Genomic DNA, 22,068 nt, shown 5'->3' on the forward strand with positions numbered 1-22,068 from the left:
GCGCGGAGCCAGCCCCATCCCATCCCGCCGCAGGGGGACCTCACGGATGTTCCAGATGCTCTGCCATGTCCCGTTCGATACCCGGCCACGCGGTGCCGCGGGGCATGCGGGCGCCAGCCGCTGCCGGGGCCTGCGCCGGATGACGGCGCTGATGCTGGTGTCCGCGCTGGCGGCCGGGGTGCTGGCAGGGTGCGCCAGCCTGCCGGCCTCGGCGCAGCGCACCCCCTCGAGCGCTCCAGCCAGTACCGCCGATACCCCGCTGGGCAAGGTGCTGGCGCCGCGCCTGGCGCAGCGCCCCGGCGAGTCGCTGTTCTATCCGCTGTCGTCCGGGCCCGACGCGCTCGCTGCGCGGCTGGCGATGGCGCGTGCGGCGGTGCGCAGCCTGGACCTGCAGACCTATATCTTCGAGACCACCGGCACCGGCGCCGCCGTGCTGGGCGACATCCTCGACGCGGCCGACCGCGGCGTACGCGTGCGCATGCTGCTCGACGACCTGCATACCGGCGGCATGGACCAGATCCTGTCGGCCATCGATTCGCATCCCAATATCGAAGTGCGCCTGTTCAATCCCTTTGCCAACCGCAGCGTGCGCTGGCTGGAAATGCTGGCCGGCTTCAAGCGGCTGGACCGGCGCATGCACAACAAGTCGATGACGGTGGACAACCAGATGTCGCTGGTGGGAGGGCGCAATATCGGCGATGCCTACTTCTCCGCGCGCACCGACATGGACTTCAGCGACCTCGATGTGCTGATTGCCGGACCGGCGGTGCCGCAGGTGTCGGCCGTGTTCGACGAATACTGGAACGACCAGTCCTCATATCCGGTGGTGGCGCTGATCCCGGCAGGCAAGGAAGCGCCGGTTGAGATGCGCAGCCTGCGCAAAGGTTTGGAGGCACGCGGCGACCAGGCTATCGCCAGTCCCTACGTGAAGGAATTGCTGGAGTCGGGCCTGGCCAAGAGCATCGAGAGCGGCCATATGCCTGCTTACAGCGGCAACGCAGTCGTGGTCTCCGATTCGGCTGCCAAGATCACGCACCAGACCGATGACGATCCCGGGTACGCCACCGCCCGGCTCGAGAAAATGATCAACGGCGCGCAGAAGGAGGTGCTGCTGATCTCGCCGTACTTCGTGCCGGACGACGACGGCGAGGCCTGGCTTATCGCGCTGGCAAAGCGCGGCATCCGCGTGCGCATCCTGACCAACTCGTTTGCCGCCACCGATGTCAGCCCGGTGCATGCCGGCTACGCCCCGCACCGGCTGGCCCTGGTGGCCGCGGGCGTAGAGCTGTATGAGCTCAAGCCCAGCGCCTACGCCGAACTGGCAAGCAGCGGCAAGGCCGCGCGCGGTTCACGCTCGCGCTCTTGGCTGTCGTCCAGCCGCGCCAGCCTGCACGCCAAGAACTACATCGTCGACCGGCGCCTGGTATTCATTGGCTCGCTCAACATGGACCCGCGCTCGGCCAAGCTCAATACCGAGATGGGCATCGTGCTGGACAGCCCGGCGCTGGCCGAGCGCATGATCAAGTCCACCGAGAACGCGCTGCTCGACATGACCTACCGCGTCGGGATGCAGACCGATGGCGACGGCGGCAACCGGCGCCTGACCTGGACCACGCGCGAGAAGGGGCAGCTCATGGTCTATGACAGCGAACCCGGCATGGGCCCGCTGCAGCATCTGGGCATTGGCGTGCTGCGCGTGCTCCCGATCAAGGAAGAGCTGTAAACCTGGCTGTGGTGCTGCACCGGGCCTTTCCTGAACCCGGGTTTGGGCGTATGGTTTTCCGCTTCGTTGCCTGCCGCAAAGGAGCTTCATGAAAGCCGCTGTCCTGCATCAACCCAAGACCCCGCTGGTGATCGAAGACGTTGCCATCGGCAAGCCCGGCCCGCGCGAGGTGCTGGTGCGCACCGCCGCCGTGGGCGTGTGCCACTCGGACCTGCATTTCCTGGACGGCGCCTATCCGTACCCGATGCCGGCGATCCTGGGCCACGAGGCCGCGGGCGTGGTCGAGCAGGTCGGCGCCGAAGTGCGCACGGTCAAGCCCGGCGACCATGTGATCACCTGCCTGTCGGCCTACTGCGGCCACTGCGAGCATTGCCTGACCGGCCACCTGTCGCTGTGCACCGAGCCCGATACCCGCCGCCGCGAAGGCGAGGAGCCGCGCCTGATGGGCCGCCAGGGCGGGCCGATGAACCAGTTCCTGAACCTGTCGGCCTTTGCCGAGCAGATGCTGATCCATGAGCACGCGCTGGTGGCAATACGGCGCGACATGCCGCTGGACCGCGCCGCGCTGATCGGCTGTGCGGTCACCACCGGCATGGGCGCGGTGATCCATACCGCGAAGGTGCAGCCGGGCGAGACCGTTGCCGTGATCGGATGCGGCGGCATCGGGCTGGCCACGGTCAACAGCGCCGCCATCGCCGGCGCCGGGCGCATCATCGCCATCGACCGCGTGCCGGCCAAGCTGGAATTGGCGCGCAGGTTTGGCGCGACCGACGTGATCGACGCCGGCAATGCCGACGTGCTGGACGCCGTGCGCACCCTCACCGGTGGCGGCGTGCACCATGCCTTCGAGGCCATCGGCCTGAAGCAGACCACCGAGCAGGCCTTTGCCATGCTGCGCCGGGGCGGCACCGCCACGGTCATCGGCATGATCGCGCCGGGCGTCAAGATCGAACTGAAGGGCAGCGATTTCCTTGGCGAGAAGCGCATCCAGGGCTCGCTGATGGGCTCCAACCGCTTCCCGGTGGACATGCCGCGCATGGTGGACTTCTACATGTCCGGCCGCCTGCACCTGGACGAACTGATCGCGCAGCGCCTGCCGCTGGCGCGCATCAACGATGCCTTCGACGAACTGCGCCGCGGCGAACTGGCGCGCTCGGTGATCCTGTTCGATTAAGGGCCGCGGCCCACAGCGCCATGGTTCGCGCTGTGGGACAATCGCGGCGCACCGCAATGACGAGGCGCCGCATGAAGACAATCGAATGGAAGGACTGGGAGATTTTTTGCCGCGTGGTGGAAGGCGGCGGCTTCACCCAGGGGGCCGAGCTGGCCGAGGTACCCAAATCTTCCGCCAGCGCCGCGGTGGCGCGGCTGGAAAGCCAGCTTGGCATCCGCCTGTTCGAGCGCACTACGCGCCGCGTGCGCGTGACCGAACGCGGCCAGCGCCTGTATGAGCGCGTGGCGCCGCTGTTCGCCGAACTCCATGACATCAGTGCCGAGGCCACCTCGGACAGCGCCGAAGTCAGCGGCCTGCTGCGCATCTCCACCCCCTATGAAGTCGGCTCCCAGCATCTGTCCGAAAGCCTGACGCGCGTGCTGCGCGCCCACCCGGGCCTGCGCGTGCAGGTCGATGTCAGCTGGGACCAGCCCGACCTGATCCGGCACGGCTACGACCTCGCGTTCGTGATGACTGACACCGCGCTGCACGACACCTCGTTCGCCAGCAAGCGCGTGGTGCTGATTGAACGCGCTTTCTATGCCGCGCCGGCACTGATCAAGACGCGTGGGCTGCCGCGCACGCCGCAGGACCTGCAAGGGTGGCCCACGCTGGGCAACGCCGACGACCGGCACTGGGAGTTCCTGCGCGACGGCGTGGAGATTGCACGCCTGGATGTCGAGCCGCGCATCTGCACCCATAACGCCGAGCTGCGGCTCAAGGCGGCGCTCGACGGGCTGGGCGTGACGCGGCTGTCGCCGCGCTTCGTGCAGGATGCGGTCGGGCAGGGGCAACTGGTGCGCGTGCTGCCGGGCTATGCCTCATCGCCGCTGAAGGTCTACGTGCTGATGCCGGCGCGCAAGCTGATGCCGGCCAGCGTGCGGCTGCTGCTGGACGTGCTGGAGCAGACGCTGGGGGTGCCGGAGGCGCGGCGCCCGGCCGGCAAGCGGCGGGAGAACCCTTAGCTGCCTCGGCCTCCGCTCGCAGGCATCGGTCAATAAGGCTGCTCGGCCGGGCGCACATCAAAGTGCAGCACTTCGGCAAGATCCAGCATCTCCTCATCATCCTCGCTGCGCGTGATCCAGCCGCCGTAGGCGTCGCCGCCCGTATCCCAGTTCCACAGCGTATAGCCGGCCACGCGCAACTGGTTGTGCGCCAGCTCCATCAGTTCGGGCACGCTGGTGGTCTCCAGGAAGGCTTCTTCCTCGGGGTCGTCGCTGCCCCAGTCGATCTCCAGGTCGATCCGTTCGCACAGCTGGTTCAGGCAGCCGATAAAGGACTGGGCATCCTTCCAGTCGACAAAGAACCCGGACTGCCAGTCGATGACCTCGCGGATCACCCACAGCAGTTCCTGGCCATCGGTGTCATCGTCCTCGGCATCGAGCAGGGCATCTTCAAACATCGACAGCTGCGCCGAGGTCTGCGCGCTGTCGCCAAGGTTGATCAGGGCGAAGAAACGCGCAATCGCGTCCTGCGTGTCGTCGTCCAGTGGTGTGGCCATCTTGATTTCTCCTGTTGCTGCGGTCTAGGCCGCGATGCGGATGATCTCGCGTTGGCCCGCCGGTGTCACGCGCAACGCGCGCGAGGTGCGCGTGGGTTCGACCCAGCCGCGCGCCAGCAGGCTGCCCAACAGCGCCGCGCCCAGCGCGCCGCCCAGGTGCGGCTTGCGCTCGCTCCAGTCCGGGCAGGTGCAGGCAAACTGGCGCCGCTTGCGCCGGGCGGCCTCCACATCCACGCCCAGTCCTGCCAGCGCCTGCGCGCCGTCGCCGCTCAGGTCTACGCGCTGTCCATCCAGCATCAGCCAGCCTGACTGCGTCATCCGCTCGAACAGGCCCACCGCCAGTTCTCCCGCAAGGTGGTCATAGCACGTGCGCGCCTGGCGCAGCGCCGGTGGCGCGGTGCGTGATACCGGCACGTCGCGCAGCCGCGGCGGCTGGCTTGCCAGCGACGCCGACGCCAGCGCCTCGATCGCCACGCCGATCTCCGGCGCGGCCAGGCGGTAGTAGCGGTTGCGTCCGCGCGTCTCGGCCACCAGCAGGCCGCCTTCGGCCAGCCGGGCCAGGTGGCCGCTGGTGGAAGAGGCCGACAGCCCCGCGATCAGCGCCAGCTCGCCGGCGGGCCGGGCGCTGCCGTCCATCAGCGCCCACAGCATGGCCGCGCGGCCGGGATCGGCGAGCAGGCCGGCGAGCTGGCTGATGCCGGGGGTGTAATCCATGGTTTAGCTCCGGATGAAATGTGTCATGCGGAGTATAGGCGATGGGTCGGTAAAACGCCGTCTCTCTTTTTGATATTGACTAAATAGTCATGATGACGATAATGTCGTCATAACATCGGGTGCCACCTGTGGCGGCGCCCGGCCATCCAGGAGACGCCATGACCCGCCCGCCCCGCAGCGTGCTGCGCACGCCGCCGGCTTTCCCCGAAAGCGCGCTGCCTGCCTTCGTCCAGAGGCTCGACCGGCCCGAAGCCCTGGTCAAGGCCCAGGCGCTTGCTTTCCTGATGTTCGAGAAGCGCGACCTGCGCGCGACGCAGACCTTCCTGACGGATTTCGGCATGCGCTGCGTGTCGCGCACCGGCAGCCAGCTGTTGATGCGCGGCGCCGGACCCCAGCCGTACCTGATGGTGGCGACGCAAGGCCAGCGCTCGCGTTATGTCGGCGCGGCCTTTTCGGTGCGCAGCGAGGCAGACCTGGACTACCTCGAGGCCAACGCGAATGCGCGCCGCCTCCGGTCCGACGAGATTCCGGGCGGTGGCGCCGGCGTCGAACTGACCGACCCCGCCGGGAACCTGCTGTGGCTGGTGACCGGCCAGCAGCCGGTCGACCCGCTGCCATTGCGGGACCCGCTGCATTCGCTCACCAACGACCCGGGACAGCTTCGGCGGGTGAATGCTACGGTCCGGCCGCCGCTGGAGCCCGCGGCCGTGGTCAAGCTCGGCCACGTCGTGCTCCAGACTGTCGACTTTCCCGGCATGGCGCGCTGGTATATGCGTCATCTAGGCCTGATCCCGACTGATGTCCAGTATCTGGAGGACGGGTCTCCCAATCTCTGCTTCTTCCGCCTGGACCTCGGCAGCACGCCCGCGGACCATCACGCCTTCGTGCTCGCCGGCGGCATCGAGGAGAAATACGAGCACAGCGCATACGAAGTGCTTGACCTCGATGCGCTCGGCCAGGGCCACAACGTGCTGCGCGCGAATGGCCACCGCCATATGTGGGGTATCGGGCGCCATGTGCTCGGCAGCCAGCTGTTCGATTACTGGTTCGATCCGGATGGCATGGAATTCGAGCACTACGCCGACGGCGATGTCTTCACCGCCGATCGGGAAACCCACTACGTGCCGCTGGAAATGTCCGGCATCTGGGCATGGGGCGACGACGTCCCCGCCAGCATGGGTGTCAAGCGCAATCTCGCCACGGTGTTCCGGGTTGCGCGGCTGCTGCGCGCCGGCCGGCTCTCGGCCGCGCGGCTGAAGCTGCTTGGCCGCGCGATGACCCGGGCGCGGCCCTGGCTCTGAGCCTGCGTTCCCGCCCCCGTACGAACCCCCTCACGTCAAGGAAAGCAAATGTCCGTCAAAGTCGTCCGATATCTCCATGGCGGCGAGCCCTGCTGGGGTGTGGTCCACGACCGCCGCATCGCGCCCCTGTCTTGCGGCTCTGCCAGCACCGCCGACTTCGTCACGAATGGCCTCGAAGCCGCGTGGCGCAGCACCCCGGGCCAGGCCACGCTGCCGCTCGACGCCGTCACGCTGCTGCCGCCGGTCACGTCTGACCGCCAGTTCCTGTGCCAGGGCATCAACTACGCCAGCCATGTGCGTGAGTCCGGCATGGATCCTGACAAGATCGGCTTCAACACCCTGTTCACCAAGGCCCCGTCCTGCCTTGCGCCCGCCGACGCCGACGTGGTGCGGCCGGCGCATGTGCATCTGCTCGACTACGAAATCGAGCTCGGTCTGGTGGTGCGCAAGCCGCTGAGCGGCGCGGTCCAGGTCGGGCCGGACCAGCTGCACGAGTTCCTTGCTGGCGTGACCATTGTCAACGACATTTCGGCGCGCGACGTCCAGCTGCCGCAGGCACAGTTCTACAAGGGCAAGAGCTACCGCAGCTTCGGCCCGGTCGGGCCCTTCCTGGTGCTGTTGAACGCCGAGGAATGGCGGCGCTGGCCCGAGTTCCGCATGCAGCTGCATGTCAACGGACAGCCCCGCCAGGATGCCTATTGCGGCGACATGATCTTCAAGCCGCACCAGACGCTTACCGAGATGTCCGCGCTGCATGACCTGCAAGCCGGCGACCTGATCGCCACCGGCACGCCGGCCGGCTGCGCCGCCCGTGCGCCTGGCAAGCTGGCGATGTGGGTGTTCCGGCATGTGCTGTCCGAGAGTGCGAAGTGGCGCCTCTTCATCAAGAAGGGCCTGTCCAACCCGGCTTACCTGCGGCCCGGCGACGTCATGACCGCTTCGATCCGCACCGACGACGGCGCCATCGACCTGGGCGAGCAGCGCAATCGGGTGGTGGCGGCATGAGCGACAGCTATATCGCCACCATCGACGGCTTTGGCGATGCCTTCCCGTTGCGGCTGCGCCCGGCGCCCCGCCCGCAGCCTCGCCAGGGCGAGATCGTGGTGCAAGTGGAGGCCGCGGCGGTCAATCCCATCGATGTGCGCCGCCGCGGCGGCTACGGCAGCAGACTTTTCTCTCTCATGGGCGCGGCGCGCATGCCGCTCGTGCTCGGTAACGATTTTGTCGGGACGGTTTGCGCGGTGGGCCAGGGTGTGACCGGGCTGCGCGAAGGCGATGCCGTGTTCGGCGCCAAGCCGCCGTCGAGTGCAGGCACGCATGCCACCCATGTCGCCATGCGCGCCGAACACGCTCGCCTGAGGCCGTCGTCCATCCCGGCCGCAGCCCTGGCAACGCTACCGTACAACTTCCTGACCGTGACGCGCGCGTTCGCCGACGCCGGGATTTGCCGCGAGACCGTGAACGGGCGTCCCGCGCTCGTGCACGGCGCAACCGGTGGCCTGGGCCAGATCGCGGTCTGGTTGCTGCGCAGGCTGGGAGCGAGTGTTACCGCTGTTGGCGGAGGTAAGGGACTCGTTGCCTGCCTGGCCGCTGGCGCTGACGTACTCGTCGATCGCCACCGCCAGTCGCTGGCGAGCCTGCCGCGGCATTTCGCCGCCACCCTGAATTTCGCCAACTGGGATGACGAAGCGGACCTGCTGCGCCGGCTGGCGCCCGACGCGGCCGGTCATGCGACCACGGTCCATCCGCTGCTCGGCAACTTCGACCGGCTGGGACTGTTCAGAGGCGGGGTGGCCACGCTGGTCGGCAAGCGTGGCAAACGCGGCCTGATACCGAAGGGCGCGCGCTATGGGTGGACAACCTTCCGTCCGAACCCTTCGGCCTTGCAGGCACTGGCCGATTGCGCGGCGGCGCTGGCGCCTCCCGAGGTGAAGACCTTTACGCTCAGCGAGGCCGGGCAGGCGTTCCTGCACGTCGGGCAAGGCCAACCCGGGCGGGCCGTCCTGCTGCCAGGGGAACTCTAGAAAAAGACAGGGCCACCACAAGGAGACAAGCATGCCCGATAACACAAACGACCGCGGGACGCGTACCGGCGGCATCCGGACCCAGGCGGATATCGACGACTTCGAACGCACGCCCTGGCAGGAAAGATTGCCCGCGCAGAACACTTACGAACTGCTGTGCCGTGCCTGCGACAGCCATCCGGACCAGACCGCATTGCGCTTCGTCATGACCGGGGAGGCTGACGCGCCAGAATTCGTCGTCGATTACGCAACCCTCAAGGCGCGCGTGACGCAAGCGGCCAACGCCTTCCACCGCGCCGGCGTTACCACCGGCACGGCGGTGGCGTTGCTGCTGCCCAATCTGCCCCAGACCCATTACGCCTTGCTGGGCGCGCAGGCTGCCGGCATCGCCGGTCCCATCAACCCGATGCTGGAGGTCGACCATATCGCCGCCATCGTCAATGAGACAGGAGCGCAAGCGCTGGTCGCCTGCGCCCCGGTCTCTGACAGCGCGCTGTGGGACAAAGCCGTCGCCGTGGCCGACCGTTGCCCATCGGTGCGGACCCTGTTCGTCGTCAGCGCTGCGCCGTACCTTCCTGCCGCGGCGCGTGCGCGGGTTGAAGCGGCCTTCGACACAGCATCAAGGCCATGCCGCGCGGACGTGAAGATGGTCGGCTTCGACCAGGCGCTGGCGGCTGAGCCGTCGGACACGCTGGTTTCGAAGCGCCGCATCCTGGCGACCGACATCTGCTCGCATTTCCATACCGGCGGCACGACCGGCCTGCCCAAAGTCGCGACGCACACGCATCTCAATGAAGCCTTCGTCGCGTCGATGCTCAAGGCGCTGATCCCGTCGCCAAACACGATCCTGTGCGGCCTGCCGCTGTTCCACGTGAACGGCGCGATGATCACCGGCCTTGCCGCGTTCCATGGCGGCTGGGAGGTGGTGATGCTGACGCCCGCCGGCTATCGGGGTCAGGGCGTGATGCCGAACTTCTGGAAGCTGGTCGAACGGTTCCGCGCCACCAGCTTCAGCGGCGTGCCGACGATCTACGCCGCGCTGGCCGATCTGCCGCGGGAAGGCGCCGACATTGCGTCGTTGCGCTTTGCCTTTTGCGGCGCCGCGCCGCTGCCGGCCGAGGTCGCGCGGCGCTTCGAAGCCGCCGCCGGCATTCCGCTGTACGAGGGCTACGGCCTGACCGAAGGCGCGTGCGTCTCGGCCCTCAATCCGCCGCAGGGCGAGCGTCGACTCGGCACGGTCGGCCTGCGCCTGCCGCACCAGGCAATCGGCGTCTGGAAGGTCGACGGTTCCGGCCACGCCACCGAGCCGTGCGCGCCGGGCGAAACCGGCGTGATCGGCATCAACGGTCCAAACGTGTTTCCCGGCCATCTGCGCGAGCAAGATAATCGCGGCATCTGGCTCGATCCGGGATGGCTCAATACCGGCGACCTCGGCCATCTCGATGCCGACGGCTATCTGCATCTGACCGGCCGCGCCAAGGAGCTGATCATCCGCGGCGGCCACAACATCGATCCGGCGATGATCGAGGACGCGCTGCTGCAGCATCCGGCCGTGGCGATGGCGGCCGCGGTCGGCCAGCCGGATGCGCACACCGGGGAATTGCCAGTCGCCTATGTCACGCTCAAGCCAGGCTTCAGCGCGCTTGCCGACGAACTGCTGGCGGCCGCGCGCAACCTCGTGCCGGAACGCGCTGCAATGCCGGTGCGCATCGACATCCTGCAGGAGATGCCGCTGACTTCCATCGGCAAGGTGGCCCGGGCGGAACTGCGCATGCGCGCTGCCGGGCAAGTGTTCCGAGAGATCCTGGCGCAGGCCGGCACGGCCGCCAGCGTGCGCGTGGCGCCGGATATCCGGCGCGGCACCGTCGCCTTCGTCCAATGCCCCGCCGCGGACATGGCGCGCGTGCAGGATCTGCTCGGACCGTTTCCGTTCCCGCTCGACTTCAACTGCCCGGTGTGAACGCGCCGAGTCCCCTCCCGTAGAGAAACCGCTCATGAATACCACATTGCCCGAGCAGGTCGACGTCCTGCTGGTGGGCCTGGGCCCGGTCGGCGCCACCGCGGCCAACCTGCTGGGACGCTACGGCGTCCGTACCCTGGCCATCGACAAGGCCGCGGATATCTTCACCGCGCCCCGGGCCATCGTGCTCGATAACGAAGCGCTGCGCATCCTGCAGATGGCAGGGCTCGAGGAAGGCGCGTTCGATACGCTGGCCATTGCCAAGGTGCAGATGCATTCGCCGCTGTTCGGCAGATACGCGCGTGCCAACACAGCCGGCACCATGGACTGCCACCCGCGACTGGTCACGTTCTATCAGCCGGATCTCGAACGCGCCTTGCGCGCCCGCTTGAGCCGCTATCCCTGCGTGAGCATCGCGCTTGGCGCCGATCTCACCGGTTTCGACGACGACGGCGAAGCGGTGCGCGCCACGGTGAGCCTTCCCGGTGGTGACACGGCCACCGTGCGCGCGCGCTATATCGTGGGCGCGGACGGCGCCAATTCTTTCGTGCGACGCCACGCCGGCCTTGCCTTCGAAGGCAAGACCTTCACACAGGACTGGCTGGTCGTCGACGCCTTGAACGTGCCCAACCCGATCGACCATGTCGAATTCCTGTGCGATCCGCGCCGGCCTACGCCGCACATGGTTGCGCCGGGCGGCAGGCAACGCTGGGAGTTCATGCTGCAGCCCGGCGAGACGCGTGAACAGATGGAATCGCCGGACAAGATTCGCGAACTGCTAGCCCCCTGGTGCAAGCCGGAGGACATCACGATCGAGCGCACGGCGGTCTACCGCTTCCATGCGCGCATCGTCGATCGCTTCTCCAGGGGCCGCGCCTTCCTGGTGGGCGACGCCGCGCATATCACGCCGCCCTTCGTCGGCCAGGGGCTCGTTGCCGGGCTGCGCGACGTGGCCAACCTGTGCTGGAAGCTCGCATGGGTCGTGCAGGGAAGGGCGACGCCCGCCATTCTCGACACCTATGACACCGAGCGGCGCCCACACGCCCGCTCCATCATCAACCTGGCGCTCCTGATGGGCCGGCTGGTGATGCCGCGCAACCGGATGGCGGCATTCGCCGTCCATGGCGCGATGGCGCTGATGCAGCGCATGCCCTGGGCGCGAGCCTTCTTCGAGGACCTGAAGATCAAGCCGCCCGCGCGTTTCAGGCGGGGCCTGTTCCAGCGCGGCAAGACGCGCGCGAGGCTGGTGCGCGGCGGTCTGCTGCCGCAAGGGCTGGTGCGCCGCGGGCCGGGCGCGCCCATCGTGCCGAGCGACGATGCGCTCGGGGCGCGGCTCGTGCTGGCGGGATTCGGCTGCGATCCCGCGTCGCGGCTGGATCGTAGCCTTCAGGCGGCATGGCGACAGGCAGGCGGCGCCATCGTGCAGCTGCGCCATTGCGGGCAAGGCGAGCATGGGCCGCAGGACGGACATTCCTGGGAGGACATGTCGGACCAGCTCGTGCCAGGGGCCGCACCTGTCGGCTGGATCGCGGTCGTGCGCCCCGACCGCACCGTGCTGCACGATGGCCCGCTCGAGGCCCTCGACGACATCGTGCGCGAATCGCTGGCGATGCTCGGCGCGGACTGCCCCCTGCCCGAAGGCTTGCCTCGCACTCTGCAGGCCGCCGGCTGACATTGGCTTGCCCTGATCGCTTTGGCGTGCGCTTCCGCGCGCCAGCGATGTGCTGGCGATGACGCCCCACCCGACCAGAGGCATCCCGCGATAACCGCGGGCGAACACACCGGCCCGGTCGAGGCAAGGGTCGATCCCGCGTCGTCAAAAAAAAAGGAAAACGGCTTTGATGCCGGAGGAGACAAAGATGGCAACGAGAACAGCGGACGCGCTTCGCTCCGTCGTTTCATGGACCATGCTTGCGTGGTCTTGCGCGGGATGGGGGGCGGAGGGCTTCGAGCCGCGCTACAACCTTGCCGGAAGCCTGGGCGGCGAGATGTTTGCGCCGCCCAACCAGACCGGCTTTATCAGCGCGCTCGCCGCCACCTACGTCAGTGTCAGCAAGGTGACCGGGGATGACGGTGGGCAGCTGACCCAAGGCATTCCCGGAGGCACGGTTGCCTTGCCCAAGCCGACGCCTTCGGCCCTTTATCCCACCTTTTCGCGCGGCACGGTAGAGATTCCGGCCTCAGGCACCATGACGCGCTGGGACCTGGTGCTCGGCTATATCACGAACGAGCAGTTTGGGGGCGGGCGGCTGGCCTTTGCCGTCGACGTTCCATTCGCCAGGAAATCTCAATCAATCAGCACGAGCGGCGCCACGCCTGTGCTCAACTGGAATCCCGCGGTTCCGGCCGACGTGCAGAGCGCGGTGCAAGGGCAATTCAGCAGCCAGTACCAGGGCGCGCTCAAGGCGCAGGGCGCGAGCGAAAGCGGCGACGTCAGCGGTCTCGGGGACGTCGAGCTCATCGCCGGCTGGCACTACGTGGGCGACAAGTTGCGGGTGCTGGGCAGCGCTTCGCTCGTGGTGCCGACGGGGAAGTACAGCGCCGACGCCGGCCCGGATATCGGCAACGGCAACTTCTACACGGTGCGCCCTGCCATCCAGGTGGCCTACCTGCCCACATCGAACCTGGCCTTCGCGGCCAAGGTATCCGCGGGCCTGAACAGCCGCAACCGGGACAACGATGTACGCAGCGGCAACTGGTTCGGCGTGGAGCTCGCTGCCGGGTACAAAACGCCGATCGGGGTGGTGGGCGTGCATGGGATCCGGATCCAGCAGTACCAGGATGACGAGAACAATCCGCTGGGCGCAAGCCGTTTCCGTTCCAACAACCTGGGGGCGTTCTTCACGACGATGATCCCGGTGGTCGATGTGGCATTGACCGTGCAGTACATGGCGACGACATCGTCGCGCAATGCCAAGCACGGAAACTTCACCCAGGTCCGGCTGATCCGGATGTTCTGACTGCCGCCAGGGGGCCGGCCGAGTATTCCCGGCGCTCCCCGACGGCGCTGGTCATTCCGGCTGAATGCCGGCGGCCTTGATCACCTCAGCCCATTTCACGGTCTCGCCGCGCACGAACGCGGCCAGCTCTTCCGGCGTCGATGGGGAGGGTTGGCCTCCTGTCCGGCTGAAGTATTCGGTAGCCGCCGGGTTCGTCAACCCCTGTCGAATCAGCTGGCTCATCCGCGCGACCACCGGCTTTGGCGTATTGGCAGGGAAGAAGGCAGCAACCCAGGCCGTCATCTCGTACCCTGGCAGGCCGCTTTCCGCCATGGTCGGGACATTGCCGAGCAGGGGATGGCGCCTGGACGTGGTCACGGCGACCGCGCGCAGCTTGCCGTTCTGGATCAGGGGCAGGGCCGGATTGATGTCGGAAATCATGAAGTCGACCTGGTGGCCCATCAAGTCGGTCAGGCCCTGCGGCACGCCCTTGTAGGGCACATGCAGTGCCGATGCGCCGCTCATCATCTTGTAGAGCTCACTGGCGACCCGGGTGGAGGAACTGCCGCTGGCGAAGGTCATCTTGCCTTGCCGGCTTTTCGCCAGCGTGGTCAGCTCTGACACCTTCTGCACCGGGCTGTCGGATGGCACCACCAGGACCAATCCGCTCTTGGCGATCAGCGAAACCGGCGCATAGTCTTTGATGGGATCATAGGGCAGCTTCCTGAACAGGGACGCATTGGCCGCGTGGGTGGTATTTGTCGTGATGAGCATCGTGTACCCGTCTCCGGGCGCCGTCGCGACCGCCGTGGCCGCGATGAAACCGTTGGCACCGGGGCGGTTTTCCACGACGACGGACTGTCCGGTCTGGGCCGTGATGGTCCGCGCGATGTAGCGCGCGATGTTGTCCGTGCCACTGCCTGCGGGGAACGGCACCACGACACGGACCGGTTTGTCCGGATACTCGTTCAGGCCAGTTGCCCACACCAATTGCGGGGCCGCGCAAGCAGTGGCGAGTCCGGACAGCAGGGCGAGCATGCGTCGCCGGGGAAATCGCTGGATCATCTTGTCTCCTCCCGTATCTCGGGATCTGATGGATTGACTTGGCCGAACTTGCGTCAGGACAGCGGATCGTGTGCGCGAATGACAATCAGCTCGCACGTCCCGTCCGCCGATTCGAGGCTGAGCTCCGCACCGTCGGGAACGTAAACCCACTCCCCAGTCCCGGCGGCAAAGCGCTCGCCTTCGATGCGACCGTGAATCGTGCCGCCACGCACGAAGAGCACCTGCTCGGTCTCGCCAAGCCTGTGCGGCTCGGCGCCGCCATCGGGATCAAGGTCGACCATGTAGATGTCGAGAAAGCGGGAATCGACGGTCTGGCGTGTGATGACCGGCCTGGCGAGCGCACCACGATAGTGCGGCAGCGCGATCGGTTCGGTGCTGGCGGGAACGTCGCGGACCTCGGCGGCACCGGCCTGAAGGCGCGGGTCGTCCGGACCGGTCGCGGTCACTGCTGCGTTCGTGTTTTCGCTGTACGGCGGAGCGTAGACCACCATCACCTGCACCGGTTCGTCGCTGATGACCTCGAAGCGATGGAAGACGCCGGCCGCATTGAAGCTCCAGTCCCCTGCGCGCAAGACGCGCTGCTTTCCGGGCAGTTCGCCGACACCCTCGCCGGCGAGCAGGAACGACGCCTGCTCGAGGTTCGGGTGCGCATGCGGCAATGCGCCGTGGCCCCGCGAAATCGTGCCGAGCAGGACCTCGAGCCGGCGCGCGCCGACAGTCTCCTTGCCGATGATGCGCTGGTTCGCCGTTCCCGTATGGTTGGCCGGTGCGTACGCGGGCACGTCGGTGGCCCTCCGTACAAAGGATGATGTCATTCGGATGTCTCCTCGCTTGAATGGTGAAGTCTGTCGCGCTCAGCGACGGCTGTCGGGGATGGCGAGCGCGGGATAGTGCTCGGTCAGCTTGGCGGGCATCTCCACATCCAGGATGAACCGGTCGCCGCGATACCAGAACTCCCCTGCCAGCAGCACATTGCCGTCGACGTCCAGCGTCGACCGGACGATCCTGGCGATTGGCGCCCCGAAGCCATAGGCGAGATCGCGTGCCAGGATGTAGTCGGCCGGCTCGACCGTCATGGTCTGCTGCATCATGCCAAGGCGCTCGCCTTCCACCTGGCGCAGCAGGTGACCGAGCTTGTGGTGCTTTTCGCCACCGCGGGGAAAGCGGGCAAAGACTGACGAGGCCACATACACCTCGATCAGGCAGAATGGCGTGCCGCCATGCAAATGCAGCTTGCGCACCATCACATAGCTGTCCAGCGGCGTGCCGCGGCGGGCCAGCCCCGGCCGCAGCGCCACGCCCTGGCGCATTTCCAGGATGCGGATTTCCAGCTCGCTGCCATGGGCCGATTCGTCATTGATGGCGGAGCGCAGGCCTTCTCCGGGTGCTGGCGGTTGCTTCATGACGTGGGTGCCACGACCGCGCTGGCTGCTGACCAGCCCCTCTTCCGTCAGCGCGGCAAAGGCCTGGCGCACGGTGACCTTGGCGATCCCGTAGGTTTGCGCGAGGCTGTCCACGGTTGGCAGCTGCATGCCCACCGGGTACTCGCCCGAAACGATCTTGTGCCGGATGACGCTGGCCAGTTGTCGATATCGCGTCACGCCGCCGATGCCGTCGTCGGCGAGGATGACGCCCTCGTTGGCAGCGGCGTTGGACGCATTGCTCGTCATGACAACAACTCCCGCGGCACGCGCACCGGCATGGTCAGCAGGATCTGCGCCATGCCCTTGCCGAGCGGATCATTGCGCAGCGACGCCATGCCACCGCCATCCAGGGCCGACTCGCAGACAAAGTTCATGGCGTCGAAGCCGGGCAGGTCGTAGCATGTCACCGGTCCCTTCACCAGGTACCCAAGCCAGTCCGCCACGCGCGCCACCGTCACTTCGGCCCGCAGCACGGGCAGGTACGCCGGCCGGCGGGCGATCAGGCCGATGTTGGAGGTATCCCCCTTGTCGCCGCTACGGCCATAGGCAAGCCGGATCAGCGGAACTTCGACGGTATCGTGTTCCGCAGGGCCGGCGCCCGTTGGTTCAGCGACTGCAGGTGCCGCGGGCGCGACCGGTGCCGCCGGGCTGCCCGAAGGAACGGTGACGCCGCTGCGTACGCCGTCCAGCACCACCGCCGGGGTCAGGGCGCTCTTGTCGAGCAGGAATGCATACTGGCGGATCGATGGCGAGGGACTGGAACGCCCGCCAGCCGAGCCCGTCGTGCCCGGCGCCCAACTGGTCCCCGCCGCGGCAATTTCCCGCGCGAACAGTTCCAGGGCCGCCTTCTCGGGATGCATGACCGCCAGGCGCATCACCGCCTCGCGCGTGTGCCGGACGGCAGCATGCGGCCCAAAGCAGGACTCCGCTCCCAGCACCTCTACGTGGGTGCGACTGTAGTCTCCCCACCCGTTGTCTCCGAACAGCTTGCGCGTGCGGGCGAGGATCGCCTGCGCCGTGCGTTCCGCCTTGGCGACCGCGTCGACGCCGACAATGGAAAGCTGCGCATTGCAGCGGAAGCCGTCGACATAGGTGGCACAGACCTTGTAGGCATGGCCGGGGGCCCGCCCGCGCGCGCCGCTGACTTCCACCAGGTCCGGTGCGGCCTGCCGAAGGGTTACCTGCGTGAAATCGCAGGTGACGTCTGGCAGCAGGTAGGTGGCCGGGTCGCCGATCTCGTACAGCACCTGCTCGCCGACCGTGGCGGTATTGACCAGTCCCCCGGTGGCGGGCGGCTTGCCGACCAGGAAGGTGCCGTCGGCACGGCACTCGACCACCGGATAGCCGATGTCGTGCCAGTCCGGGACGCTTTCCCAGTCGGTATGCAAGCCGCCCGTGGCCTGGCACCCGCACTCGATGATGTGGCCAGCCAGACTTCCTTGGGACAGGCGGTCATAGTCGTGCGCCTGCCAGCCGAACTCGTGCATCAGCACCCCGAGCGTCACGGCACTGTCCACGCAGCGTCCGGTGATGACGATCTGGGCGCCCTGGTCCAGCGCCTGTTTGATCGGCAAGGCCCCCAGGTACGCGTTGGCGCTGACCACCTTCTCCGGCAGGGGTCGGCCTTTCTGCATTTCCTGCACACCGGCTTCGCGCAGCTGGGGAAGCAGGGGCATCACGTCATCGCCTTCCACCACGGCGATGCGCAACGTCAGGCCCTGTTCCGTGGCCAGCGCGGCAATGGCCTGCGCACACCCGTGCGGGTTCATGCCGCCGGCATTGCTGACCACGCGAATCCCGCGCGCGGCGATCTCTCCGAGCAGGGCCTTCATTGTCACCGTCACGAAATCGGTGGCGTAGCCCAGTTCCGGCTTGCGCAAGCGGGCGGCGGCGAGAATCGACATGGTCAGTTCGGCCAGGTAGTCGAACACCAGGTAATCGATATCGCCGTGGCGCACAAGCTGTGGCGCGCCAACGCTGCTGTCGCCCCAGAACCCGGAAGCCCCGCCAATGCGTACCGTTTTCGCGTCCATTCCCATCTCCCTATCTGCCAGTCCACATGGGCTGGCGCTTCTCGCGGAATGCCAACTGGCCTTCGCGCGCGTCCTCGGTCAGTGCAAACAGCCCGATCTGGCTTTCCGTGAACGCCATGGACTGCTCGAACGACATGGTTTCCATATGCTTGAGCGTGTACAGCCCGCGACGGATGGCGGCGGGCGAATTGTTCAGCAAGCTGGTCAGCAGCAAGTCCAGCCTGGCGTCGAGATCGTCGCTGACATCGTTGACGAGTCCCGCGGCCAGCGCTTCCCGCGCGGTCAGCGGCTCGCCGCACAGGCACAATTCGGTGAGCGTGCGACGTGGCACCAGGTGCTGCAGCACGCTCAGGACCTGCGCCGGGAACAAGCCCAGCTTGACCTCCGGCAGGCCGAAGCGGGCGCCTTCGCTGGCTATTGCCAGATCGCACATCGCCATCAGCCCCATGCCGCCCGCCATGCAGGCGCCGTTGACACGGGCGATCAGTGGCACCGTCGACTGCCTGGCGCAGCGGAACAGGTCCGCCATCCCCAGGCAAGGCTCGGCGTAATCGAAGGCAAACGATTTGCCGGTCTGCAGATCAGCGCCGGCGCAGAACGCCTGCTCGCCCGTTCCGGTAATGACCACGGCGCGGATGTCGGCATCGCGATTGGCGCGCAGGATGCCGTCGCGAAGTCCCTGCAGCACCCCCGGCGTGATGGCATTGCGGCGCTCCGGCCGGTTGATGGTCAGGTAGAGTGCTGCGTCCCGGACCTCGCTCAGCAGTTCATCATTCATGCGGAGTTTCTCCTCCGGTGCGTTGCGCTTTTGACCCATCCCTGGAGATGCCTGACGCGAACAGCGTATCGATGGCGTCGTCGTCGTAGCCGGCCTCACGCAGTACCTCGCGGCTGTGCTCACCCAGGCTCGGTGCATGGCGGCGGCTGTTCGGTGGGGTGCCATGCCATTCGCTGGGCACCGCCATCTCCCGGATTCGCCCGACGGCCGGGTGGTCCGATTCGCTGAAGAAACCGATGTCCTGCAAATGGGGATCGTCCAGCAGCGACTCGAACGTGTGCATCGGAAAGACCGGAACATCGGCGTCCTTGAGCAGGGTGCGCCATTCCTCGGTGGTGCGCTTGGCCATTTCGTCGCTGACCATGGCATACAGCTCGGTGATGTTGGCGGTGCGGGTGTTGATGTCGGCGTAGCGCAGATCAGTGTCGTACACCTCCGGCTTGCCAATGACCTCGAGGAAGGCCCGCCAATGATGATCGTGGTAGATCAGGCAGCACACATGTCCGTCCTTGGTCTGGTACGGTCGCCGCTCGGGCGAGAGCAGGCGCGGATAGCCGAAACCGCCCTTGGGCGGGACGAAGGTCTCGCCATACAGGTGGTCTCCCATCACATAGGGAACCATGGTCTCGAACATCGGGACATCAACGCGCTGGCCCTTGCCGGTGCTCATGCGCGCATACAGGGCGGCACAGATCACGCCGAAAGCATAGAGCCCCACCGAGCGATCGGCGATGGTGATGGGCAGATACCGGGGACTGTCGCCGCTGCCCAGCGAAACGGCCAGCGGCAGTCCGGTTGCGGCCTGGATCAGATCATCGAAGGCAGCCTGGGGCGCGTAGCGTCCGCGCTGCGAAAAACCGAACATGCCGACATAGACCAGGCGCGGATTGATGGCCGCCAGCGATTCATAGTCCAGCCCCAGCCGCTGCATGGCCTGCGGGCGCACGTTGTAGGCCAGGACGTCGGCATCCCGTACCAGGCAAAGCAGGGCCTCCCGCCCCTCGGGCGCTTTCAGGTCAAGCACGATGCTGCGCTTGTTGCGGTTCAGGCCAAGGAAGAGCGGCCCCAGCTTTTCATCGCCGCAGGGGCCTATGCCGCGCGTACTGTCTCCGCCCGGCGCCTCGACCTTGATTACATCGGCGCCAAGGTCAGCCAGCATCTGCGTGGCAGAGGGCCCCATGAATACTGACGTGATGTCAACGACTTTCACGCCGGCCAGCGGCCCCGTTGTCTGGTCTTTCTTCATATCCCTCTCATCTCGGTGGGGCAATGTATGACGGCTGGCCCGGAGGCCACCGTTGCCTGCCGGTTTGCCGCCACATCGCGCTTGCAACAACACGTCGGTCATCGGTCGAGCTCCGGCCTGGCCAGCCCTGGTATCCGCTTCTTGATTTTCGAGACGGTGTGGAGCTTCACCCGCTGCGCCCACGGCCCATCGATGGTGCGCAGATTCTTGTCCTTGAGATGCGCCAGGCCGAGCTCGTCACTGAGCTGCGCAAGGGACGTCTCGACATCGAGCGAGAGGTTGGTGACAAGAACGTCGCCGCCATGGAAGACGAGGCTGTTCGACCAGAGGAAGCCGATGGGCGCCCCCTTGCGATCGATGCCGCCGAAGTCGCCGAGCTTGGCAATTACCTGCCCCTGCGTCGGCTCGAGCACAAGAACCTCGTTGGACTGGTTGCACGCGATCCAGAGGTTGTCGTGCTCGTCGATGATCAGGCCGTCGGGTCCGCCGCCGATCCGGTTGACGAAGACTTCAGGCGTGCCGGGCTCGAGCGTCGACCCGGTCACCGGTATCTTGATGATGGTGTCGTTCGCCGTATTGGCGACGAACAAGGCTGTCTTCTTGTTGTTGAAAGACAAGCCATTGGCGCCGATGGTCGGTGGTATCCGCGTGGGCTTCAGCAGCGCGCTGGTGACCCATGCCGACGCTTCGCCGCCGGCGGGTCCGACTTTCCAGATGATGCCCTGGTGGGCGTCGGTCACGTAGACGTTTCCGGCGGGGTCGAACGTCATCCCGTCGAGGCCGGGGTTCTTGCCGCTGACCGTCATGAATACGGATGAGGCACCCGTCCTGGGATCGACGCTCAGGACCTTCGCGCCCAGGTAGTCGACGACGAGCAACTGGCCCGTCCGGGGATGGAAGCCGAGATCAAGCAACAATCGGCTCGAGCCCTTGATGGTGACAGTGCGCAGGTGCTTGCCCTGCGGGTCAAACACAAGCAGCGCGCCCTCGCTCGTCCTGGGTTTTTCCACCGCCACCGTGACGACGTAGACGTTGCCCTCGCGGTCCACGGTGATCCCCTCGGGATGCGCCTCACCCGCGGGCAAGGTGGCGAATGTCTCAACTTTGCCGCGCTCCCAGGCTCTTGCGGCCAGCGGTGTCGCCAGCAGCACAAGCAAAATCAGCATTGGCAGTATCGGCATCCTGTGGGCTTTGATCATTCTCATGTTGCACTCGCTCAATCGCGCGGATTGATGGATCGTCACAAATTGATCTGATCGGTGTCGTACACGCTGGGCTCTAAAGGAGCAGAGGAACGGCACCGCGCAGGCCGACGAGCGGCCTGCCATGGTGGTAAGTCGCCTTTTTATTCCTCAGTAACGTCGGAGCCGTTGCCGCGGACGTAGGGCATCGGTCCGATGCCGCGCGCCGCCGCGAGCGTGTGGAGCGCGTACTGGATCGAGAGCGCGTCATTGAGCGAGTGGAAGGTGCCGTCCTCGTTGAAGCTCACTTGCGCGCCTTCGATCCAGGCGATGGTGATCGTGTCCTCGGTGTTGTCCTCGGGGGTATAGAAGGTGTGCACCGAGCCGCCGGGTTCGTACAGGTAGGAGCCGGCCGTCTGCGGCTGGTCGGGGTACTCGCGATACTTCCAGCAGCCCTGGATCGTCCACACCTGCGCCGTCCCGGTGTGGTAGTGAATCGGCAGGGAACAACCGGGTTCCACGATGGCCATGAAGACCCACTCGCCGCGTTCCGGGTCCAGGCGCAGCGGCTTGATGTGGATGCCCGGAAAGACGTCCTTGATCAGCGGGATCTGCTCGATGTTGACGGTCAGGAGCTTGTCCTGCGGCAGGGCGGGCAGCGGCAGCTTGGCGCCGGTGGACGTGGTGGGCTGCTCGAGAATTCTTGCATTCATGAGTTGTCTCCGTTTGTCAGAGGATGTGAAACAGTGGAAGGAAGCCTTCCTTCTATGAGACAGAAGAGTCACGCCGGTCCGGCGGGAAACTCAGAGCTGTGGCGGCAATGCGCCGGAGGAATAGAAGCGTCCAGCGCGACAGCGAAGCCTGGCTAACCTCTGCCCGGCCGCATGTCACTGGATACTTCTAAAGTTCTAATGTTAGAAGTTTAGAGGCTGCAGAAGGTTTTTTCTGCCCCTTGTTTACCCTAGG

19 protein-coding genes are annotated in these 22,068 nt (G+C 66.6%); 9 read left to right on the plus strand and 10 right to left on the minus strand.

What is annotated here, in order from left to right; all coding sequences use genetic code 11:
• Positions 1 to 46 precede the first annotated feature (46 nt).
• The 3 genes from AC07UK_RS09460 to AC07UK_RS09470 all read left to right on the plus strand — a co-directional run bounded on the left by AC07UK_RS09460 (position 47) and on the right by AC07UK_RS09470 (position 3,901).
• Complete coding sequence (locus AC07UK_RS09460; RefSeq protein WP_436224601.1) at positions 47 to 1,723, plus strand: phospholipase D family protein; 1,677 nt, start codon at positions 47 to 49, stop codon at positions 1,721 to 1,723.
• Positions 1,724 to 1,811: 88 nt separating this feature from the next.
• A complete protein-coding gene (locus tag AC07UK_RS09465) occupies positions 1,812 to 2,897 on the plus strand; it encodes a Zn-dependent alcohol dehydrogenase (protein ID WP_436224602.1) in 1,086 nt (361 codons plus the stop codon).
• Between the two features lie 71 nt (positions 2,898 to 2,968).
• On the plus strand, positions 2,969 to 3,901 hold the full coding sequence (locus tag AC07UK_RS09470) for a LysR family transcriptional regulator (RefSeq protein ID WP_436224603.1): 933 nt from the start codon (positions 2,969 to 2,971) through the stop codon (positions 3,899 to 3,901).
• 29 nt (positions 3,902 to 3,930) lie between these two features.
• On the opposite strand, the gene AC07UK_RS09475 is transcribed toward AC07UK_RS09470, so the two are convergent.
• Positions 3,931 to 4,437 carry a DUF6630 family protein gene (locus tag AC07UK_RS09475; RefSeq protein ID WP_010810742.1) on the minus strand — a complete coding sequence of 169 codons (507 nt, stop codon included), beginning with the start codon at positions 4,435 to 4,437 and terminating at the stop codon, positions 3,931 to 3,933.
• 24 nt (positions 4,438 to 4,461) lie between these two features.
• Complete coding sequence (locus AC07UK_RS09480; protein WP_436224604.1) at positions 4,462 to 5,151, minus strand: ArsR/SmtB family transcription factor; 690 nt, start codon at positions 5,149 to 5,151, stop codon at positions 4,462 to 4,464.
• A gap of 158 nt (positions 5,152 to 5,309) precedes the next feature.
• Here AC07UK_RS09480 and AC07UK_RS09485 point away from each other — a divergent pair, with 158 nt between their 5' ends.
• From AC07UK_RS09485 to AC07UK_RS09510, 6 genes are all read left to right on the plus strand, one after another.
• Positions 5,310 to 6,452: a VOC family protein gene (locus tag AC07UK_RS09485; RefSeq protein ID WP_436224605.1), complete on the plus strand. Its 1,143-nt coding sequence runs from the start codon at positions 5,310 to 5,312 to the stop codon at positions 6,450 to 6,452.
• 48 nt (positions 6,453 to 6,500) lie between these two features.
• Positions 6,501 to 7,457: a fumarylacetoacetate hydrolase family protein gene (locus AC07UK_RS09490; RefSeq protein ID WP_436224606.1), complete on the plus strand. Its 957-nt coding sequence runs from the start codon at positions 6,501 to 6,503 to the stop codon at positions 7,455 to 7,457.
• On the plus strand, positions 7,454 to 8,476 hold the full coding sequence (locus tag AC07UK_RS09495) for an alcohol dehydrogenase catalytic domain-containing protein (RefSeq protein WP_436224607.1): 1,023 nt from the start codon (positions 7,454 to 7,456) through the stop codon (positions 8,474 to 8,476). The genes AC07UK_RS09490 and AC07UK_RS09495 overlap by 4 nt, the downstream gene beginning before the upstream one ends.
• A gap of 31 nt (positions 8,477 to 8,507) precedes the next feature.
• Positions 8,508 to 10,436: an acyl-CoA synthetase gene (locus AC07UK_RS09500; protein WP_494687758.1), complete on the plus strand. Its 1,929-nt coding sequence runs from the start codon at positions 8,508 to 8,510 to the stop codon at positions 10,434 to 10,436.
• A 34-nt stretch (positions 10,437 to 10,470) separates the two neighbouring features.
• A complete protein-coding gene (locus AC07UK_RS09505; protein ID WP_436224609.1) occupies positions 10,471 to 12,108 on the plus strand; it encodes a bifunctional 3-(3-hydroxy-phenyl)propionate/3-hydroxycinnamic acid hydroxylase in 1,638 nt (545 codons plus the stop codon).
• 187 nt (positions 12,109 to 12,295) lie between these two features.
• On the plus strand, positions 12,296 to 13,396 hold the full coding sequence (locus AC07UK_RS09510; RefSeq protein ID WP_494687759.1) for a transporter: 1,101 nt from the start codon (positions 12,296 to 12,298) through the stop codon (positions 13,394 to 13,396).
• Positions 13,397 to 13,447: 51 nt separating this feature from the next.
• Here AC07UK_RS09510 and AC07UK_RS09515 read toward each other — a convergent pair whose 3' ends face one another.
• The 8 genes from AC07UK_RS09515 to AC07UK_RS09550 form a co-directional block, all read right to left on the minus strand.
• A complete protein-coding gene (locus tag AC07UK_RS09515; RefSeq protein ID WP_494687760.1) occupies positions 13,448 to 14,440 on the minus strand; it encodes a Bug family tripartite tricarboxylate transporter substrate binding protein in 993 nt (330 codons plus the stop codon).
• A gap of 53 nt (positions 14,441 to 14,493) precedes the next feature.
• Positions 14,494 to 15,255, minus strand: a complete 762-nt coding sequence (locus AC07UK_RS09520) for a cupin domain-containing protein (RefSeq protein WP_494687761.1) — start codon at positions 15,253 to 15,255, stop codon at positions 14,494 to 14,496.
• Between the two features lie 39 nt (positions 15,256 to 15,294).
• The gene (locus AC07UK_RS09525; protein WP_436224613.1) at positions 15,295 to 16,110 is read right to left on the minus strand and encodes a GntR family transcriptional regulator; all 816 of its coding nucleotides are present in this window, start codon (positions 16,108 to 16,110) and stop codon (positions 15,295 to 15,297) included.
• Positions 16,107 to 17,897, minus strand: coding sequence for an acyclic terpene utilization AtuA family protein (locus tag AC07UK_RS09530; protein ID WP_436224614.1), 1,791 nt, complete (start codon positions 17,895 to 17,897; stop codon positions 16,107 to 16,109). Before AC07UK_RS09530 ends, AC07UK_RS09525 begins: the two co-directional genes overlap by 4 nt.
• Positions 17,898 to 17,907: 10 nt before the next feature.
• Entirely contained in the window at positions 17,908 to 18,675 is a 768-nt protein-coding gene (locus AC07UK_RS09535) for an enoyl-CoA hydratase-related protein (RefSeq protein WP_494687762.1), read from the minus strand.
• Positions 18,668 to 19,921 carry a CaiB/BaiF CoA transferase family protein gene (locus AC07UK_RS09540; protein WP_494687788.1) on the minus strand — a complete coding sequence of 418 codons (1,254 nt, stop codon included), beginning with the start codon at positions 19,919 to 19,921 and terminating at the stop codon, positions 18,668 to 18,670. Before AC07UK_RS09540 ends, AC07UK_RS09535 begins: the two co-directional genes overlap by 8 nt.
• Before the next feature lie 98 nt (positions 19,922 to 20,019).
• Complete coding sequence (locus tag AC07UK_RS09545; RefSeq protein WP_494687763.1) at positions 20,020 to 21,120, minus strand: SMP-30/gluconolactonase/LRE family protein; 1,101 nt, start codon at positions 21,118 to 21,120, stop codon at positions 20,020 to 20,022.
• A gap of 146 nt (positions 21,121 to 21,266) precedes the next feature.
• The gene (locus AC07UK_RS09550) at positions 21,267 to 21,815 is read right to left on the minus strand and encodes a 2,4'-dihydroxyacetophenone dioxygenase family protein (RefSeq protein ID WP_013959825.1); all 549 of its coding nucleotides are present in this window, start codon (positions 21,813 to 21,815) and stop codon (positions 21,267 to 21,269) included.
• Positions 21,816 to 22,068 lie beyond the last annotated feature (253 nt).

This window comes from Cupriavidus sp. GW821-FHT07C08 (genome assembly GCF_059419025.1).

What these genes read in the sequence shown, in the direction of transcription:
- AC07UK_RS09460 (WP_436224601.1), top strand. Translation starts at nt 47, where the DNA reads ATGTTCCAGATGCTCTGCCATGTCCCGTTCGATACCCGGCCACGCGGT.
- AC07UK_RS09465 (WP_436224602.1), top strand. Translation starts at nt 1,812, where the DNA reads ATGAAAGCCGCTGTCCTGCATCAACCCAAGACCCCGCTGGTGATCGAA.
- AC07UK_RS09470 (WP_436224603.1), top strand. Translation starts at nt 2,969, where the DNA reads ATGAAGACAATCGAATGGAAGGACTGGGAGATTTTTTGCCGCGTGGTG.
- AC07UK_RS09475 (WP_010810742.1), bottom strand. Translation starts at nt 4,437, where the DNA reads ATGGCCACACCACTGGACGACGACACGCAGGACGCGATTGCGCGTTTC.
- AC07UK_RS09480 (WP_436224604.1), bottom strand. Translation starts at nt 5,151, where the DNA reads ATGGATTACACCCCCGGCATCAGCCAGCTCGCCGGCCTGCTCGCCGAT.
- AC07UK_RS09485 (WP_436224605.1), top strand. Translation starts at nt 5,310, where the DNA reads ATGACCCGCCCGCCCCGCAGCGTGCTGCGCACGCCGCCGGCTTTCCCC.
- AC07UK_RS09490 (WP_436224606.1), top strand. Translation starts at nt 6,501, where the DNA reads ATGTCCGTCAAAGTCGTCCGATATCTCCATGGCGGCGAGCCCTGCTGG.
- AC07UK_RS09495 (WP_436224607.1), top strand. Translation starts at nt 7,454, where the DNA reads ATGAGCGACAGCTATATCGCCACCATCGACGGCTTTGGCGATGCCTTC.
- AC07UK_RS09500 (WP_494687758.1), top strand. Translation starts at nt 8,508, where the DNA reads ATGCCCGATAACACAAACGACCGCGGGACGCGTACCGGCGGCATCCGG.
- AC07UK_RS09505 (WP_436224609.1), top strand. Translation starts at nt 10,471, where the DNA reads ATGAATACCACATTGCCCGAGCAGGTCGACGTCCTGCTGGTGGGCCTG.
- AC07UK_RS09510 (WP_494687759.1), top strand. Translation starts at nt 12,296, where the DNA reads ATGGCAACGAGAACAGCGGACGCGCTTCGCTCCGTCGTTTCATGGACC.
- AC07UK_RS09515 (WP_494687760.1), bottom strand. Translation starts at nt 14,440, where the DNA reads ATGATCCAGCGATTTCCCCGGCGACGCATGCTCGCCCTGCTGTCCGGA.
- AC07UK_RS09520 (WP_494687761.1), bottom strand. Translation starts at nt 15,255, where the DNA reads ATGACATCATCCTTTGTACGGAGGGCCACCGACGTGCCCGCGTACGCA.
- AC07UK_RS09525 (WP_436224613.1), bottom strand. Translation starts at nt 16,110, where the DNA reads ATGACGAGCAATGCGTCCAACGCCGCTGCCAACGAGGGCGTCATCCTC.
- AC07UK_RS09530 (WP_436224614.1), bottom strand. Translation starts at nt 17,897, where the DNA reads ATGGACGCGAAAACGGTACGCATTGGCGGGGCTTCCGGGTTCTGGGGC.
- AC07UK_RS09535 (WP_494687762.1), bottom strand. Translation starts at nt 18,675, where the DNA reads ATGAATGATGAACTGCTGAGCGAGGTCCGGGACGCAGCACTCTACCTG.
- AC07UK_RS09540 (WP_494687788.1), bottom strand. Translation starts at nt 19,921, where the DNA reads ATGAAGAAAGACCAGACAACGGGGCCGCTGGCCGGCGTGAAAGTCGTT.
- AC07UK_RS09545 (WP_494687763.1), bottom strand. Translation starts at nt 21,120, where the DNA reads ATGATCAAAGCCCACAGGATGCCGATACTGCCAATGCTGATTTTGCTT.
- AC07UK_RS09550 (WP_013959825.1), bottom strand. Translation starts at nt 21,815, where the DNA reads ATGAATGCAAGAATTCTCGAGCAGCCCACCACGTCCACCGGCGCCAAG.